The 16,144-nt window shown below is 70.7% G+C and carries 13 protein-coding genes and 2 pseudogenes; 6 read left to right on the plus strand and 9 right to left on the minus strand.

Translation table 11 applies throughout. The features are described from left to right. Nucleotides 1-47: 47 nt before the first annotated feature. Entirely contained in the window at nucleotides 48-845 is a 798-nt protein-coding gene (locus ACFXGJ_RS19880) for an RsiV family protein (protein ID WP_378623623.1), read from the minus strand. Nucleotides 846-953: 108 nt separating this feature from the next. Here ACFXGJ_RS19880 and ACFXGJ_RS19885 point away from each other — a divergent pair, with 108 nt between their 5' ends. Next, nucleotides 954-1,880 carry an AEC family transporter gene (locus ACFXGJ_RS19885; protein ID WP_378623625.1) on the plus strand — a complete coding sequence of 309 codons (927 nt, stop codon included), beginning with the start codon at nucleotides 954-956 and terminating at the stop codon, nucleotides 1,878-1,880. Nucleotides 1,881-1,912: 32 nt separating this feature from the next. Here the strand turns inward: ACFXGJ_RS19885 and ACFXGJ_RS19890 are convergent. The 3 genes and pseudogenes from ACFXGJ_RS19890 to ACFXGJ_RS19900 form a co-directional block, all read right to left on the minus strand. Then, nucleotides 1,913-2,533: pseudogene (locus ACFXGJ_RS19890) on the minus strand (hypothetical protein); the annotation flags it as partial. A 138-nt stretch (nucleotides 2,534-2,671) separates the two neighbouring features. Next, a pseudogene (locus ACFXGJ_RS19895) lies at nucleotides 2,672-3,982 on the minus strand (hypothetical protein); the annotation flags it as partial. Continuing rightward, nucleotides 3,982-5,373, minus strand: coding sequence for a sigma 54-interacting transcriptional regulator (locus ACFXGJ_RS19900; RefSeq protein WP_378623628.1), 1,392 nt, complete (start codon nucleotides 5,371-5,373; stop codon nucleotides 3,982-3,984). The gene ACFXGJ_RS19900 and the pseudogene ACFXGJ_RS19895, both read right to left, overlap by 1 nt. 161 nt (nucleotides 5,374-5,534) lie before the next feature. Between ACFXGJ_RS19900 and ACFXGJ_RS19905 the strand changes: the two genes are divergently transcribed. Continuing rightward, nucleotides 5,535-5,819, plus strand: a complete 285-nt coding sequence (locus ACFXGJ_RS19905; protein WP_378623631.1) for a DUF3311 domain-containing protein — start codon at nucleotides 5,535-5,537, stop codon at nucleotides 5,817-5,819. After that, the gene (gene mctP, locus ACFXGJ_RS19910; protein ID WP_378623634.1) at nucleotides 5,816-7,492 is read left to right on the plus strand and encodes a monocarboxylate uptake permease MctP; all 1,677 of its coding nucleotides are present in this window, start codon (nucleotides 5,816-5,818) and stop codon (nucleotides 7,490-7,492) included. The genes ACFXGJ_RS19905 and mctP overlap by 4 nt, the downstream gene beginning before the upstream one ends. Before the next feature lie 46 nt (nucleotides 7,493-7,538). Here the strand turns inward: mctP and ACFXGJ_RS19915 are convergent, their stop codons facing one another. After that, on the minus strand, nucleotides 7,539-8,879 hold the full coding sequence (locus ACFXGJ_RS19915; RefSeq protein WP_378623637.1) for an FAD-binding oxidoreductase: 1,341 nt from the start codon (nucleotides 8,877-8,879) through the stop codon (nucleotides 7,539-7,541). Nucleotides 8,880-8,894: 15 nt separating this feature from the next. Further along, on the minus strand, nucleotides 8,895-10,370 hold the full coding sequence (locus ACFXGJ_RS19920; RefSeq protein ID WP_378623640.1) for an APC family permease: 1,476 nt from the start codon (nucleotides 10,368-10,370) through the stop codon (nucleotides 8,895-8,897). A 253-nt stretch (nucleotides 10,371-10,623) separates the two neighbouring features. On the opposite strand from ACFXGJ_RS19920, the gene ACFXGJ_RS19925 reads away from it, so the two are divergent. The 3 genes from ACFXGJ_RS19925 (at nucleotide 10,624) to ACFXGJ_RS19935 (ending at nucleotide 12,300) form a co-directional block, all read left to right on the plus strand. After that, a complete protein-coding gene (locus ACFXGJ_RS19925; protein ID WP_378623643.1) occupies nucleotides 10,624-10,812 on the plus strand; it encodes a hypothetical protein in 189 nt (62 codons plus the stop codon). 10 nt (nucleotides 10,813-10,822) lie between these two features. Beyond that, nucleotides 10,823-11,788 carry an alpha/beta fold hydrolase gene (locus ACFXGJ_RS19930; protein WP_378623646.1) on the plus strand — a complete coding sequence of 322 codons (966 nt, stop codon included), beginning with the start codon at nucleotides 10,823-10,825 and terminating at the stop codon, nucleotides 11,786-11,788. 320 nt (nucleotides 11,789-12,108) lie between these two features. Beyond that, the gene (locus ACFXGJ_RS19935) at nucleotides 12,109-12,300 is read left to right on the plus strand and encodes a hypothetical protein (protein WP_378623648.1); all 192 of its coding nucleotides are present in this window, start codon (nucleotides 12,109-12,111) and stop codon (nucleotides 12,298-12,300) included. Between the two features lie 57 nt (nucleotides 12,301-12,357). Here the strand turns inward: ACFXGJ_RS19935 and purH are convergent, their stop codons facing one another. The 3 genes from purH to ACFXGJ_RS19950 are packed head-to-tail and all read right to left on the minus strand — an operon-like array spanning nucleotide 12,358 to nucleotide 16,143. Beyond that, nucleotides 12,358-13,911 carry a bifunctional phosphoribosylaminoimidazolecarboxamide formyltransferase/IMP cyclohydrolase gene (purH, locus tag ACFXGJ_RS19940; RefSeq protein WP_378623651.1) on the minus strand — a complete coding sequence of 518 codons (1,554 nt, stop codon included), beginning with the start codon at nucleotides 13,909-13,911 and terminating at the stop codon, nucleotides 12,358-12,360. After that, nucleotides 13,898-14,566 carry a phosphoribosylglycinamide formyltransferase gene (gene purN / locus ACFXGJ_RS19945; protein ID WP_378623656.1) on the minus strand — a complete coding sequence of 223 codons (669 nt, stop codon included), beginning with the start codon at nucleotides 14,564-14,566 and terminating at the stop codon, nucleotides 13,898-13,900. Before purN ends, purH begins: the two co-directional genes overlap by 14 nt. A gap of 29 nt (nucleotides 14,567-14,595) precedes the next feature. Continuing rightward, a complete protein-coding gene (locus ACFXGJ_RS19950; RefSeq protein WP_378623653.1) occupies nucleotides 14,596-16,143 on the minus strand; it encodes a DUF6350 family protein in 1,548 nt (515 codons plus the stop codon). Between the last annotated feature and the right edge of the window lies 1 nt (nucleotide 16,144).

The following is a 16,144-nucleotide window of genomic DNA, read 5'->3' on the forward strand; positions in this document are numbered from 1 at the left end:
CCCCGGGACTGCGCGGCCTTTCTGCGTCGCGGGCTCTTCCGGCACCCTCAGCCGCTGACCACGTCCCGCACAGCCGGCGCGATCACGTCGTCGAGCCGGTCCCACGGCACCGTGACCACGACCAGCCCGGCTGCGTGCGGGCCGACCTGGTAGTCGGCGAAGTGGATCTCCATACCCGCGGGCGTCGGGAGCCAGTTCGCGAAGTTGGCCTCCGTCGGCTCGATGCCCGACCGGTCGAAGCCCGCGCCGACGGCGGTGGCGGGCAGCAACCGGGCCGACTCGTCCGACAGTCGCCGCAGCCCCGCGGGCAGGTCGGGGAACAGCGCGCCGAGAGTGATCGGCTGGGCGTTGTCCCCGTCGATCACCACCGTCGCCACCAGCGGCGTCGGGTGCGCGCCGGGTGGGTCGGCGTTCCACGACGTGACCAGCAGGCCCGCCAGCACTCGGTTACCGATGCGTGCGACCGCCGACTCGTTGCGGCCGTCGAGGGTGAACCGCTCGCCCGGCGAACCGTCGATCTGGTCCTGCAGCGCCGCGCGCATGGACTCGTTGAACTCGCCCGTGACGGCGGGGTCGCCGCCCGCGACCTGCGGCAGTACCACGTCGTAGCGGACGCGACCGTTGTCGCCCGACACCCGCATGCTGGTCGCGGTGTACGCCGCCGGTGCCGCGGTGGCCGCGGTGGTTTCCGTGGCGGTGGTCGACGCCCGGCCGGCCGGGGCGGACGGCACGCCGGGCGCAGGCAACGCCGTACCGCCGGTGTCGGTCGCGCAGCCCGCGCCGCCGAGGAGCAGGACCGCCGCGACCGAGAAGACTCGTCGCGCGGACGCGCCGGAGTTCGCCATGAAGCCATCCTGAGTGCCACCGGGCACGGCGGCAAGGCGGCGCGCGGCGAATTCGTTCGCACCGCTACCCACTAGACTCTCCGGGGTTGTTCTCTAGGAGGTTCGCGGGTGTCGGGTGTGTTCGCGGGCTTCACCGTGATCTTCGTGGTGATCACGATCGGCTATGCACTGGGCCGATCCCGGGTGCTCGGCGAGCACGGCGAGTTCGTGCTCAGCCGACTGGTGTTCTTCGTCGCCACTCCCGCGCTCCTGTTCGACACCCTCGCCACCTCGGACCTCGCGGTTATCTTCTCGCCGACCCTCGCGGTCGCGGCCGCGACGGCGTTCGTGGTGGGCGGCATCTACCTGGCGGTCGCGATGGGCTGGCTGCGCAAGCCCCTGCCGGAAGCGACGATCGGTGCGCTCGCCGCCAGCTACGTCAACTCCGCGAACCTCGGGATCCCGATCTCCGTGTTCGTGCTCGGCGATGCGTCCTTCGTGGCACCGTTGCTGTTGTTCCAGATCGTCGTCTACTCCCCCATCGCGCTGACCGCGCTCGACCTGGCGACGACCCGGCGCGGCGCCTCGCTGGCCGAGACCGTCACGACCCCGTTCAAGAACCCCATCGTCGTCGCCGGGATCGCCGGCCTCGCCGTCTCGCTGTCCGGGTGGACGCCGCCGGAAGCGCTCGTCCAGCCGTTCCACATCATCGGCGGCGCATCGGTGCCGGGCGCACTGCTGGCGTTCGGGATCTCGCTCTACGGCGTGCGGGTGCTGCAACGCGGACTGAGCCCGCGCCGCGAGATCGCGCTCGCCTCCGTGCTCAAGATCGGGGTGCAGCCGGTCCTGGCGTATCTGATGGGCCGCTTCCTGCTCGGCCTCGAGGGACACGAACTGTTCGCCGTCGTCGTGGTGTCCGCGCTGCCGACCGCCCAGAACGTGTTCGTCTATGCCAGCCGCTACCAGCGCGGCGTGGTGCTGGCCCGCGACTGCGCCCTCGTCACCACGCTGGCCTCGATCCCCGCGATCGGCCTCGCGGCGTGGACGCTCGCCTGACCGCCCCCGCCCTGCGCCCTCCCTCGCGACCGTCAGCGCCTGCGCCGCAACCGCATGTAGTCGCTGACGACTGCCGCCCCCAAGCCGTCGAGTTCCGGCGCCACCACCCGGCCGCCGACCCGCTGCGCCATCCGGTCCACCACGCGGGCCAGCCCGGGGTCGTCGCCGAGCCGGAAGATGGTCACCTGCGCACCCAGCTTCGCCAGGTTGTCGAGCTCACGGACGGTGAGCCCCAACGTCTTCGGATGCGGCGGGTAGTCGAAGAATGCGTGCCCGTCGGGTTCGAGGTGCGCGGTCGGCTCACCGTCCGTGACGATGAGAACCACCGGTTGCGCGTTCGGGTTGCCACGCAGGTGCCTGCCCGCCAGCAGCAGCGCGTGGTGCAGGTTGGTGCCCTGGTCCCAGGCGCCGTCCAGTCCCGCCAGTTCGGCCGGACTCAGCTGCTGCGCGAGCCGGCCGAAGCCGATCAGCTGCAGGTCGTCGCCGCGGAACCGGGTGGTGATCAGGTGGTTGAGTGCCAGCGCCGTGCGCTTCATCGGCACCCAGCGGCCGTCCATCACCATCGAGAACGAGGTGTCCACCAGCAGCGCGACCGCCGCCTGCGCACGCTGCTCGGTCTCGACGATCTCGACGTCGGAGACCTGCAGCCGGACGGCAGGAGCGGAGCCTGCGGAGCGACCATGAGCAGGAGCGGAGCCTGCGGAGCGACCATGAGCAGGAGCGGAGCCTGCGGAGCGACCATGAGCAGGAGCGGAGCCCGCGGGGCGACCACGATCCGGTTCCACCAGCCCCGCCGATGCCGCGCGCAGCACCGCGTTGGTGACGGTCCGGGTCACGTCCCACGGTTCGGTGTCGCCGAACTCCCAGGAGCGGCTCGACCCGGTCGGTTCGCCCATCGCACCCGCGCGCTGGGTGTCCCGCTCGCCGCGTCGACCCGAGAGTCGCTGCGCCACATCGCGTAGCGCGGACTGCCCGAGCTGGCGCATCGCCTTGGGCGACAGTCGCCACTGACCGTCCGCCCCGCGGTCGAGAAAGCCCTGCTGCTGCAGTGCCCGTTCGAGATCGGCCAGGGTGCGGGCGTCGGCCGCAGCCTCCTCGCCGAGCTGACGCAGCAGCGCCTCGGGGTCGATGTCGTCGAGCTGCGCGCCGGCGTACTCCTGGGACAGTTGCTCCGCCAACTGCTCGAGCTCCGCTATGTCCGCGAGCGCGGCCGTGCCCTCGCCGAGCCCCATCGGGTCGTCGCCGCGGAAGCGTTCACTGCCGTCCCAGTTCTCCCCCGGCCGCGCCGCGCGCAGGTTCGCGTCCAACCGGTCCAGCTGCTGCATCAGGCTGGGGCTGCCGAACGCCTGCTGCGCCAACGCATCCAGTTCCGCGCGCTGCTCGGGCGTCAGCGAGTTCCGCAGTCGCTGCGCGGCGGCCGCCCGGCGGGCCAGCGCGTCGAGCAGCTCCTCGGTGTCCCGTGGGTTCTCCGGGAAGAACTCGCCGTGCTTGTCCATGAACTCAGCGAAGTCCTCGTCCGTGTCCTCGCCGCGAGAGTGCTTGTCCAACAGGTCATTCAGGTCGCGCAGCATCTCGTCCACGCGGGCGCGGTCCTCCGGCGTGGCGTTCTCGAGCGCCTCCTTCATGCCCGCGAAGCGTTCGTCGAGCAGTTCCCGGCCGAGCAGGTCGCGGATCTTCTCGTAGTCCTCGCGGGCCTGCGGGCTGCGCCAGTCGTACTCGGACAGGTCCCGTACCGCCTGCGCGGTGGACGGCGGCAACTCGCCCAGCTGCAACTCCGCGAACCGCGCGTCGTCGTCGAGCGCCCGGGCCAGTTCCTTGCGCTCGGCGAGCACCGCACGGTCGAGCAGCTCCCGAACCTCCTCGAGCGTGCCCCCGAGATTGTTGCGTTCCAGCAACTCTCGTCTGCGCCGGTTCGCCTGCGCCGCCAGTTCGTCGAGCCCGCGGGTGCGGTCGGTGCCGCGGCGCAGCAGTTCGCGCAGCGCCCGGCGCGGCGACGAACCCTCGAGCACGTCGTTACCGATCGCGTCCAACGCGTCGCGCAGGTCGAGCGGTGGCGCCAACGGGTCGTCGCCGCCGTGGTAGGGACCGTACCGCTGGTACATCAGCTGTACACCAGCTGCCCGTCGTCGTCGGGATCCTTGGCGATCCGGCGCGCCAGGTACAGGCCCTCGAGCGCCAACTCGACCGCCGAGGCCCGCGCCCCCACGGTCTCGGCGCCGAGCCGATCGGCCAGCGCGTCGAACACCGCCAACTCCGGCAGCTCGCCGAGCAGGTCCTTCGCCGCGACCCGCTCGCCCGTGACCACCGGCGAGCCGGACTCGATCGCCGCCACCAGCGGCGCCAGGTCCAGACCGCCGAGCCGCTCGCGCACGGTGTCCGCGGTCGCCCGGCGCAGCAGGTGCTCGAGCACCTCGAGCTCGCGCCCCTCCTCACCGGACTCGAACTCGATCTTGCCGCGCAGCACCTCGACGACGGTGCCGAGGTCCACCGGTCGCGCGGTCGGATCGGCCTCGCCGAGCACCGCCCCCCGATGTACCGCCGCCGCGCCCACCGTCTCCGCGGCGGCCACCGCGAACCGCGCCGACACCCCGGACCGCTGGTCCACCGACGGCGACTCGCGAAGCAGCCGGGTGAACCGCGCCAGGATCTCGAGTAGGTGGTCCGGCACCTCGGCCCGCAACTGCGCTTCCTGCTCGATCACCGCGACCTCGTCCGCCAGCTCGCTCGGATAGTGGGTCCGGATCTCCGCCCCGAAACGATCCTTGAGCGGGGTGATGATCCGGCCGCGGTTCGTGTAGTCCTCCGGGTTGGCGCTGGCCACCAGCAACACGTCCAGCGGAAGCCTCAGCGTGTAGCCGCGGACCTGGATGTCGCGTTCCTCCATGACGTTCAGCAGCGACACCTGGATCCGCTCGGCCAGGTCGGGCAGCTCGTTTACCGCGACGATGCCCCGGTGCGCGCGCGGGACCAGACCGAAGTGGATGGTCTCCGGATCACCGAGGCTGCGTCCCTCGGCGACCTTGACCGGGTCGACGTCGCCGACCAGGTCGGCCACCGAGGTGTCCGGGGTCGCGAGCTTCTCGGCGTACCGCTCGCTCCGGTGCCGCCACGCGACCGGCAGCGCGTCGCCCAGCTCGGCCGCCCGGCGGATCGAGGCGGGGGTGATCGGCTCGTACGGGTGCTCGCCCAGTTCCGAACCCTCGATCACCGGCGTCCACTCGTCGAGCAGCAGCGGGAGGGTCCGCAGCAGTCGGGTCTTGCCCTGGCCGCGCTCACCGAGCAGCACCACGTCGTGGCCGGCGATCAGGGCCCGCTCGAGCTGCGGCAACACGGTCTCGCCGAACCCGACGATGCCGGGCCACGGGTCACGGCCGTCGCGCAGGGCGCCGAGCAGGTTCTCGCGGATCTCGTCCTTGACCGGGCGCTGCACGTGTCCGGACGCGCGCAGCTCACCGAGTGTGCGCGGGCGGGGTTCGGGATTGGCGACAGTCACCTCACCAACGCTACGAGTGTTCGGCGGATTCGGCACCCGAGACAGGCAAATCGGCCGCGTACCGCGTTGCCGATTCGAGACTCCGATAGTCGGGCGGCCAGCGTGCGCGGCGAGTAGCTTTCCCGGCGGGGAGGACCGCCCGAGGATACGGAGACACCGACGTGACGGACACGGACACGGACGACACCACCGCACCGCACGCGAACCGGGGCCTGTTGGCCGTGGCGGGCGTGCTGCTCCTGATTCCGATCGTGGCGATCCTCTGGGTGCCGTTCTACGCCCGGAACGAGCCACGACTGGGCGGGTTCCCGTTCTTCTTCTGGTACCAGTTCGCGTGGGTGTTCCTCTGCGCCGGCGCGACCTTCGCGGCCTACAAGCTCGTGCTCAAGGCCCGCCCGCACCGACCCATGTCCCGCCCCGAGGACACGGACGAGGCCGACCGGTGAGCGGGCCCGACGTGCTCGCCGCGAGCGGATCCGACGGCGTCGACGGGGTCGCACTCGCGGTGCTGATCGCCCTGTTCGCGTTGGTCACCGTGCTCGGTTTCCTCGCATCGCGATGGCGCCGCGCGTCGAGTCTGGAGAGCCTCGACGAATGGGGCCTGGGCGGGCGCAGTTTCGGCACCTGGGTGACGTGGTTCCTCATCGGCGGCGACATCTACACCGCGTACACGTTCATCGCGGTGCCCGCCGCGATGTTCGCGCTCGGGTCGGTGAGCGGCTTCTTCGCCGTCCCGTACACGATCATCCTGTACCCGATCATCTTCGTGTTCATGTCGCGGCTGTGGTCGGTCAGCCACCGGCACGGGTACGTCACCACCGCGGACTTCGTCGGGGGCCGCTACGGGTCCAGGTGGCTCTCGCTGGCGATGGCGCTGACCGGAATCCTCGCGACGATGCCGTACATCGCACTGCAACTCGTCGGCATCCAGGCGGTGCTCGAGGTGATCGGCCTCGGCGGCTCGGAGAACGTCATCGCGCGGGACCTACCGCTGCTGATCGCCTTCGCCGTGCTGGCCGCCTACACCTACTCGTCGGGTCTGCGGGCACCGGCGATCATCGCGTTCGTCAAGGACACCCTGATCTACCTGGTGATCATCGTGGCGATCATCTACCTGCCGTCCAGGTTCGGCGGCTGGACGCACATCTTCGACGCGGCCCAGACGAAGATGGAGACCCCGAGTCCGGCCACCGGCAAGCCGACCGGCTCGTTCATCCCGAACAGCCAGCAGTACTGGGCGTACGCCACCCTCGCACTCGGCTCCGCACTGGCCCTGTTCATGTACCCGCACTCGGTGACGGCGACGCTGTCCTCCAAGTCCCGCAACACCATTCGACGCAACGCGACGATCCTGCCCGCATACAGTTTCCTGCTCGGCATGCTGGCCCTGCTGGGCTGGGTGGCGATCGCCGCCGGCACCAAGCCGATCGGCCTCGACGGAAAACCCAACGCCCAGCTGGTGATTCCCCAGCTGTTCGAGGACGCCTTCCCGTCGTGGTTCGCCGGTGTCGCGTTCTCGGCGATCGCGATCGGCGCACTGGTGCCCGCCGCGATCATGTCCATCGCGGCGGCGAACTTGTTCACCCGCAACGTGTACCGGGAGTGGTTCCGCCCGGCCGCCACCCCGGCGCAGGAGGCGAAGGTCAGCAAGCTCGTCTCGCTGTTCGTCAAGTTCGTGGCCCTGGTGTTCGTGCTGACCCTGGACAAGCAGAACGCGATCAACTTCCAGCTGCTCGGCGGCATCTGGATCCTGCAGACCTTCCCCGCCATCGTGTTCGGCCTCTACACCCGCTGGTTCCATCGCTGGGCCCTGCTCGCCGGCTGGGCGGTCGCGATGGTCTACGGCACGGTCGCCGCCTACAACGTCTCGTCGGCGACCACCCCCCACTTCGCCGGTTCACTCGCCTCGATCCCCGGCATCGCCCAGATGGGGTACATCGCGCTCACCGCGTTCGTCGTGAACATCGTGGTCGCGGTGGCGGCGACGCTGGTACTGCGGGCGGTCAAGGCGCCCGAGGGTGTGGACGCGACGATCAAGGGCGACTACTTCGCCGACGCGGGCGACCCGAGGGTCCGACCGCTGCCCGCGACCCCGACGGAGGCGACGCCCAGTCCGTGAATGGTGCGCGCGAGGGTGACGACACCGTTGGCGTCAGCGTCCCGGATCAGACGGCAGCGGGTGGAACGCTCTGCTCGAAGCTGAACACATTCTCCGGGTCGAATGCGGCCTTGATCCGGCGCAGCCGAGCGCGGTGGGAGCCGTAGTACTCGCGCTCCCAGTCCGACGCGGCGGCGTTGGGCACGTTGACGTAGGCACCGTCGCCATACGGGCGCAACGCCCGCCAGAAGTCGGCCGCCCAACCCAGTGCCGTCGAGTTCGACGCGGGGTCGTTCCAGGCCGCTCCCGGCTCGCAGTAGAACAGCGCCTCCCGGTGCGAGAAAGCCGATCCTCCGGGCGGGGCATGCCGCACCGCCCCACCGAAGCTCGAGCAGAAGAAGTTGCTCCACGGGCTGGGCGCGTCGCCCATGCGGCGGAGGACCAGATCGATCGCTTCGTCGGGGAAAGACCGGGTGACGAACTGGGAGTGGAACTTCCAGAAGGCAACGTCCTGCGGACCCCTGTCGACACTGCCGTACACGGCCGGCCAGGCGCCGTCCACGAATGTCACCTCGGGCGCGCCGATCGCCAGCAGCGTGGACAACTCGTCGACCAGCAGTCGGCGCGTGCCGCCGTGCAGCAGCGCGGTGAGTTCGACCGCACCGGCATCGACCTCGAGCGCGCTGGTCAGACGCTCGTCAGCGACCGGTGCGTCGCGCTGCCAGGCGCGCAACAGGGCGCCCAGGTTTTCGTGTCCGGCCCACCTGGCGATCAGGAATTCGACGTCACGGAGCTCGTGCAGCGTCAACGTGAAGGAGGTCGCGATCCCGAAGTTGCCGCCACCACCACCGCGGCACGCCCACAGCAGGTCGGGGTTACTGCGCCCGGTGGCCTCGACCACCTTCGCCGAGCACGCGCCGTCGGGCACCACCACCTCGGCGGCGAGCAGGTTGTCACAGGCCATGCCCAGGCTGCGGGTGAGCAGCCCGAAACCTCCGCCGAGCACCACACCACCGAGGCCGACTCCCCCTTCCGAGCCCGTCGGAACGACGAATCCGCGCTCCCCGAGCGCCGCGACAGTCTCCCGCTGGGTCAGCCCCGTCCCGACCGTCGCGGTCCGCGCCCCCTCGTCGATCGCGAGGCCCTTCATCCGGCTGACGTCGACGACCAGGCCGCCATCGACAGAGGACCAGCCGTCGAGGCTGTGGCGTCCGCTGCGGGCGCGCAGTGCGATGCCCTCCTTGCGCGCCCACCGGACGGCGTTGACGACGTCCTGGGTGTCGCGGCAGAACACGATCGCCTCGGGATAGCGGGAGTAGAAGCGATTCCAGCCGATCCGCGCCGCCTCGTAGGCGGGATCGCCCGCACGCACCACCTCTCCCGTCAGCTCGACGGTGGTGGCAGTCATCGGTTCACCTCGCGATCAACGGTGGTAGAGACTGACGTCCCCCGGCTCGGTCTCGAGCACCTCGCGACGGAATCTGAGCAGCCAGAGGAAGAACAATCCCCCCACGACGACCACGCCGGCCACGAGCACGACGGGTACGCGCGCGTCCGCGGGAGAGACCACCACGAACAGCACGACCACCATCCACACCAGAGCGCCGACCGCCACCGGCAGCTCGAAACGCCCGAGGTTGAACGCGCCCTCCTTGCGGTCCAGCCGCCCGCGCACCGCCAGGTAGAGGACGACCGTCGCACCGTAGACGATGACGGTGAGGATCGTCCCCGCGACGATCAGTTCCAACAGCGCTGACCCCGGCAACGCGAGCATCAGCACGACCCCGACAACACAGATCAGGATCGTCGCCGGGACCGGCGTCTGCGTGCGCGGGTTGATCCGTCGCATCAGCCGGGACGCGGGAAAGCGCGAGTCGCGCGACATCGCGAAGACGATCCGCGAGCACGCGGCCATCGTCACCATGCCCGCGCCGAAGAAGGCGAAGGTGATCGCGACGAGCAGCACCCGCTCCACGACCGGACCGAGCTGATCGCGCATGATCGCCGCGACCGCCGACTCGCTGGCGCTGATCCGCGGGATGTCGTCGAGGGCGACCGTGAGCGCGATCAGGAACAGAAACCCCAGTAGCGAGGCCGCCACGACCGATCCCACGATCGCGCGCGGGACGCTGCGGAACGGATCCTTGGCCTCCTCGGCCAGATTCGCCGCGGCGTCGAAGCCGACCAGCGTGGCCAGGCCCATGATCATGGCGCCCATCACACCGCCACCGATCGCGAAGTAGTCGGGCGCGTTCTCGGCGACACCGCGCGAGGTGAGGTTGTCGACCGACCCGTTACCGGTCACCACCACCGCCACGATGAGCGCGATCGCCAGTACCACGACGATCGCCAGTTCGAGCCCCACCGCGCTCGCGTTGATCATCGCAACGATGCGCGTCGAGAACACGACCAGCAGGGCCTGGACGACCACCATCGCCAGCGTGATCAGGCGCGCGGTCCCCTCGTCCTCCGCGATGCCGAACAGCGGCATGAAGGCCTGGCTGGCCAGGGCGTTGTCGACCGCGACGACGCCGAGCGACAGGTAGCAGACGGTCAGCCACCCGAACCCCCAGCCGATCTTCGGGTTGGCCAGCCGCGAGGCCCACTGGTAGGTGGAGCCGCTGAGGGGGATGCGGGCCGCGAACTGCGCGTACACCAGCGCCACCAGGATCTGTCCGACCGCGACGACTACCCAGAGCCAGATCCCGACCGGACCCGCGCTGCGCAGCACGTCGTCGTAGGTCCCGAAGATGCCGACCGCCACCGAGATGAACGCGAACGAGATCGCGAACACCTGAAAGGAACCGAGCGTCCGTTTCAGCTCCTGGTGATAGCCGCCCTGTTCGACGGAACTCTCGTCTACCCGTTCTCCCGTTGACGTTGTCGATGTTTCAGCCATCTCAGCCACCTCACGAAGAGTCACGTCGCATTCGATCGTCCTCCGGATGGATGCGGATGTCAGCGTTGGTTCGTCCCCCTAAACACACCGCCGCCGCTGACGCTCAGCGCGGCCGCACCTTTCGACCTGTTCGGCGTCTCCTCGGCGACACCTTCGCGTGGGCCGGCTCGACGGTCGCACTGATCGCCCTCGGGATCGCCACCGCCGCCGAGCTACTCGCCGACCTGATCCCGTTGGTGGACAACGCACTGGGGTGTTCGGAACCGTCTCCCGGCCGACCGCGGCCGCAATCGCGGCGGGCGCGGCCTTCACCCACCTCGACCCGTCGGCCATCGCCGGCATCATCGTCGGCGCGCCGACCGCACTCGCGTTCAGCGCGGCACGGACCGCGGCCCGCGCTGCGACCACATCCATGTCCCGCAGCCGCCCACCGCTCTGGTAGACAGTGGGCCATGGCCGACACCGAGATCACCTTTGCCAGCGGCGACGTCACCCTGCACGGCAGCCTGCGGGTCCCCGACGGCGTGTCGGGCCCGGTGCCCGCGGCTCTGCTCCTCGCCGGCAGCGGCCCCACCGACCGCAACGGGGACAGCGCGGTGCTGCCCGGGTCGATCGGCACCCTGCGATTTCTCGCGGACACGCTCGCCGGCGCCGGCATCGCGAGCCTGCGCTACGACAAGCTGGGCAGCGGGGAGACGGGGCTCGGGCCGTACGCGGTCGAGGACGTGGCCGGGCTCGGCTTCTCCGTCTTCGTCGACGCCGCCGCCGACGCGCTGAAAAACCTTGCTGCACAGCCGGATATCGACGCGGATCGACTGCTGGTGATCGGGCACAGCGAGGGCGCCCTCGTCGCGATGGCGCTGGCCGTGCGCGAGGGCACACCGGCACTCGTGGGACTCGGCCTGCTCGAGCCGCTGGCCGTCCGGCTGCTCGACCTGCTGACCCGGCAGATCCATGCCCAGGTGGACGCCGCGCTGGGGGCCGGACAGCTGCCGCTCGAGCTCGCCGACGAACTGCGCACCGCCCTCGCCGACGCGGTCGAGTCGCTGCGTGCCGATGCCACCCTGAGCGACGACCTCCCCGATCCGCTGCGGATGGCCGGCTTCGTGCCCGTCAACGCGAAGGCGCTCGCCGAGGAGGACGCCCTGGACCCGCGGGTGCTGGCCGCCCAGCTCCCGGCCGGGCTGCCCGTGCTGACCAGCTGCTCCGCCCGCGACATCCAGGTGGACTGCGACGACGTCGCCGCCCTGGACGCCGCGCTCGGCGCATCGGCACTGACCTCGGTGCGGTTGACCACGGCCAACCATGTGCTCAAGGAGATCGGCGAGCGGACCTCCACCGGCGCCGACTACGTCGAGGACCTGCCGTTCTCCGCCGAATTCACCACCGGCTTCAAGTCCTGGCTCGCCGGGCTCTAGCCCGCCGCGGCCGCAATATCGATGTGCGGTCCGCCCGATCGTGCTGTACCGTTCTCGCCTAACCAAGCCCGCCCGAGCCGAAAGGAAGCCGATCATGTCGATGTCCGTGCACGTAGCCGTACACGTAGCAGCGTGGCGTTGCTTCCTTTCGTCCAAGCGTGTCCCCCGAGAACGATCCTGACGACCGGATCACCGGATCAGTTCTCGGCACCCAGGGCACCAGCCCGGGTGCCTTTTCTTTTACCCGGACAACCCCGCGCGGAAACCTTCCGCACATACAACTCGGACACACTCGAGTAGTACCGAACGAGGAGTTCACCATGAAGCTTCGGATCAGCCAACTGGCCGCGGCCCCGCCGCTCGCCGACCTGCCCGCCGACCTGACCGGTCACGCGATCACGCTCGACCTCTCGCACACCGACGCCGCCCAGCGCGCGGCCGCGAACGACCTCGCCCGCGCACTGCTCGACCGCGGCGCCGCCCGCATCGTCATATCCGGCAACGCGGCCTGAACGCACGAGAGGCGCACACCCCGCAGGGTGCACGCCTCTCGTGCGTCGAGTCCGGTGTCAGTGCGCGAAGTGACGGGCTCCGGTCAGGTACATCGTGATGCCGGCCTCGCGGGCCGCCTCGATGACCTCGTTGTCGCGGACCGAGCCACCCGGCTGCACGACGGCCTTGACGCCCGCGTTCGCGAGCACCTGCAGACCGTCCGGGAACGGGAAGAACGCGTCCGAGGCCCCGACCGACCCGGCGACGCGGTCACCGGCGCGGGTGACCGCGAGGTGCGCGGAGTCGACCCGGTTGACCTGCCCCATGCCCACGCCGACCGAGGCGCCGTCGCTGGCCAGCAGGATCGCGTTGGACTTCACCGAACGGCATGCGCGCCAAGCGAACTCGAGATCCGCGAGGGTCTTCGCATCGGCGGGCTCGCCGACGGCGAGGGTCCAGTTCGCCGGGTTGTCGCCCTCGGCGTCGAGCACGTCCCGCTCCTGCAGCAGCGCGCCGCCGGAGATCGGCCGCAGCTCGATGCCGGCCTCGGTGGGCGCGACCGCCTCCAGCACGCGCACGTTCTTCTTCCGGGCCAGCACCTCGACGGCGCCGGGCGCGTACGACGGGGCGATGACGACCTCGGTGAAGATCTCCGCGACCTGCTCGGCCATCTCGACCGTGATCTCGCGGTTGGCCGCGATGACGCCGCCGAACGCGCTGACCGGATCGCAGGCGTGCGCCTTGCGGTGCGCCTGCGCGATGTCGGCGCCGACGGCGATGCCGCACGGGTTGGCGTGCTTGATGATCGCGACGGCCGGCTCGGCGAAGTCGAACGCGGCGCGCCACGCGGCGTCACCGTCGGTGTAGTTGTTGTACGACATCTCCTTGCCGTGCAACTGCGTCGCCTGCGCCAGCCCCGCGGGCGCGGCCGGGTTCACGTAGAGCGCCGCGGCCTGGTGCGGGTTCTCGCCGTAGCGCAGCACGGCGGAGCGGTCCCAGCTGGCGCCGGCCCACTCGGGGAACTGCGAATCGGACTCGACGAGGGTCGAGGTCATCCAGCTCGCGACCGCGACGTCGTAGGACGCGGTGTGCTGGAACGCCTGCGCCGCGAGGGCGGTGCGCTCGGCGAGGGTGAAACCGCCCTCGGCGACCGCGGCGAGCACGTCCTCGTAGCGGGCCGGGTCGACGACCACGGCGACCGACGGGTGGTTCTTCGCCGCCGCGCGCACCATCGACGGTCCGCCGATGTCGATCTGCTCGACGCACTCGTCGGGCGTCGCACCCGAGGCCACGGTCGCGGTGAACGGGTACAGGTTGACGACCACGAGCTGGAACGCCTCGATGCCGAGTTCCTCGAGCTGGGCGAGGTGCTCGGGCTTGCGGGTGTCGGCGAGGACGCCGGCGTGCACGCGCGGGTGCAGGGTCTTGACCCGGCCCTCGAGGCACTCCGGGAAGCCGGTGAGCGACTCGACCGGGGTGACGGGGATGCCCGCCTCGGCGATCCGCGCCGCGGTGGAGCCGGTGGAGACCAGCTCCACGCCCGCGGCGTGCAGACCAGAGGCCAGCTCGACCAGGCCGGTCTTGTCGTACACGCTCACCAGAGCGCGGCGCAGCGCCTTACGTTCGGTCACTTGGGATCACGGCCTTTCGTCCGTCGGAAACAACACCTCGCGTGGCGACAGCGGCGATCACGTCCACCAGCAGTCGCCGTTCCACAGTCTTGATGCGCTCGTGCAGGCTCGACTCGTCGTCGTCCTCGAGCACGACCACCGGCTCCTGAGCCAGCACCGGCCCGGTATCGACACCCGAATCCACAAGGTGCACAGTCGATCCTGTCACCTTCACGCCGTACGCCAGCGCGTCGGGCACCGCATGGGCACCGGGGAACGACGGCAGCAACGCAGGATGGGTGTTGATGATGCGGCCGCCGAATCGGGTCATGAACTCGGATCCGAGGATCTTCATGAAGCCCGCGGACACGATCAGGTCCGGCCGGTGCTCGTCGACGGCGGCGGTCAGTGCGCGGTCCCAGGCGTCGCGGTCGGGGTACTCACCCAGCGCGACCCGAAATGCCGGGATGCCCGCGGATTCGGCGTGCCCGATCGCAGCGCAGTCGCGATCGACGCCGACTGCCACGACGCGGGCCGGGTAGTCGTCGACCGCGGCGGAGAGGAGTGACTGCAACAGGCTCCCGGTACCGGAAGCGAGGACCACGACCCGGACCGGGCTGTGTGATCCGGGGCGGAAGACATGCGGGGCGGTCAGCGCTCTACTCCTTGCGGCCAGCGGCCGGCATGCCCGACCGCTGGGTAAGCCTAGTCGCTGCTGGTCCGGGGACCTCCGGGCAGGTCCTGGTCCGCCTCCGGCGGCGTGACCTGCGCCACCTCCGCATCGACCACCTCCGCATCGACCACCACACCCTCGGTCTCGGCGTCGGATCGCTCCGCCTTGCCGACCGCGGACTCCTCGACCACGGCCTCGTCGAGCACCTCGGCCTCGATCACCGTCGTCGACGCCTTGTCCCGGATCCGGGCGGGCAGGACCAGCATCCCCGCCGCCGCGGTCGTCGTGGTCACGGTCGGCGGCGCCGGTTCCGGGGCCCGCCGCACCGCCGGCTCGTCCCGCGAACCGCCGCGCCAGCTCACCAGGGCGGCGGTCGCGGCGCCGAACACCCCCAGCCATCCGAAGGTCAGCCCGACGAAGGTTCCCAGGTTCACCCCGACCGTCCCGAAGGTCCCGAGGTTCCCGCCCGCCGCGAACCCGAGCGCCGCGAACACCACCGCGACCGCGGCAGCCCCGACGAGGGCGGACTGCACCGCCTCGAGCACCGAGCCGGCCCGCCGGGCGCAGTCGCGGCCGAGGAACGCGCCGAGCACCGCGGGGATCACCAATCCGACCGCCCACCCGCTGACCTGCTCCACCGGGAGCACTCCGAGCAGCGGCAGCGCGGGCACCGGGCCGCCGACCACCTCGAACATGCTCACCGAGGCCGCACCGACGTGCACGGCGGATCCCACCAGCACCGCGGTCGCGCCGATCACGACATTCGGCAGGTACAGGATCGAGACGACCGTCAGCCCCAGTGCTCCGCCCACACCCTCGCCGGCCTGGAGCAGGTCACCGACGGTCGACCAGGATGCGAGCAGCGACACCACGGTGATCGCGGCCCCGGTCGCGAGCAGGGTCATGCCGGCACGCAGGGCGGGACGCGCGGCGTCGAGAACCCACCGGGGCAGACGCAACTGTCTGGCGACCGGTCGCCACACCCGGGTGCCGACTCCGACGACCGCGGCGATCAGGTGCACAGCGAACACCCAGCCGAACGCGGCCAGCGCGTTGGGCGGCGACAGTGCGATCACCGAGGACGCGTCCGCGACAACGGCCAGCGAGATCGCGGTGGCCACCAGCGGTCCGGCAACGGCCGCACCGATCACCCACCACTGTTCGTGCCGCGGACTCGATTCGGTGACGGCGCGCGCGCAACCTCTCGCGACCGTCCACATCATCACCAGGGTCGGCAGCAGCGGCAGCACGCCGAGCGAGGCGCCGCCGATGGTGAGCTGGACCTGGTGCACCGCCAGCCAGCTCGCGGCGATCGCGCCGCTGGTCCCGGTGAGGTCACTGTTCGCGGCGACCAGGGTCACCAGCACGCAGGTGGCGATCAGCACCAGCCCGACCAGCGTGGGGCGCAGCGCGATCCCGAGCAGGGTGCGGAACTGCTCGGGCGTCGGCTGCGACGGCACCGGCCTCCGACTCGGTCTCGTCCGGGCGGTGTCGCGGCTCAGCAAGGAACTCATCTCCTCGAGGGTGACATCTCGGCCGACGGTGGTCGGCCAGGCGCGCCGACGCCCCTCGGCGTTCACC

It is taken from the genome of Rhodococcus sp. NPDC059234 (genome assembly GCF_042754225.1).
Taxonomy (GTDB): domain Bacteria; phylum Actinomycetota; class Actinomycetes; order Mycobacteriales; family Mycobacteriaceae; genus Rhodococcus_G.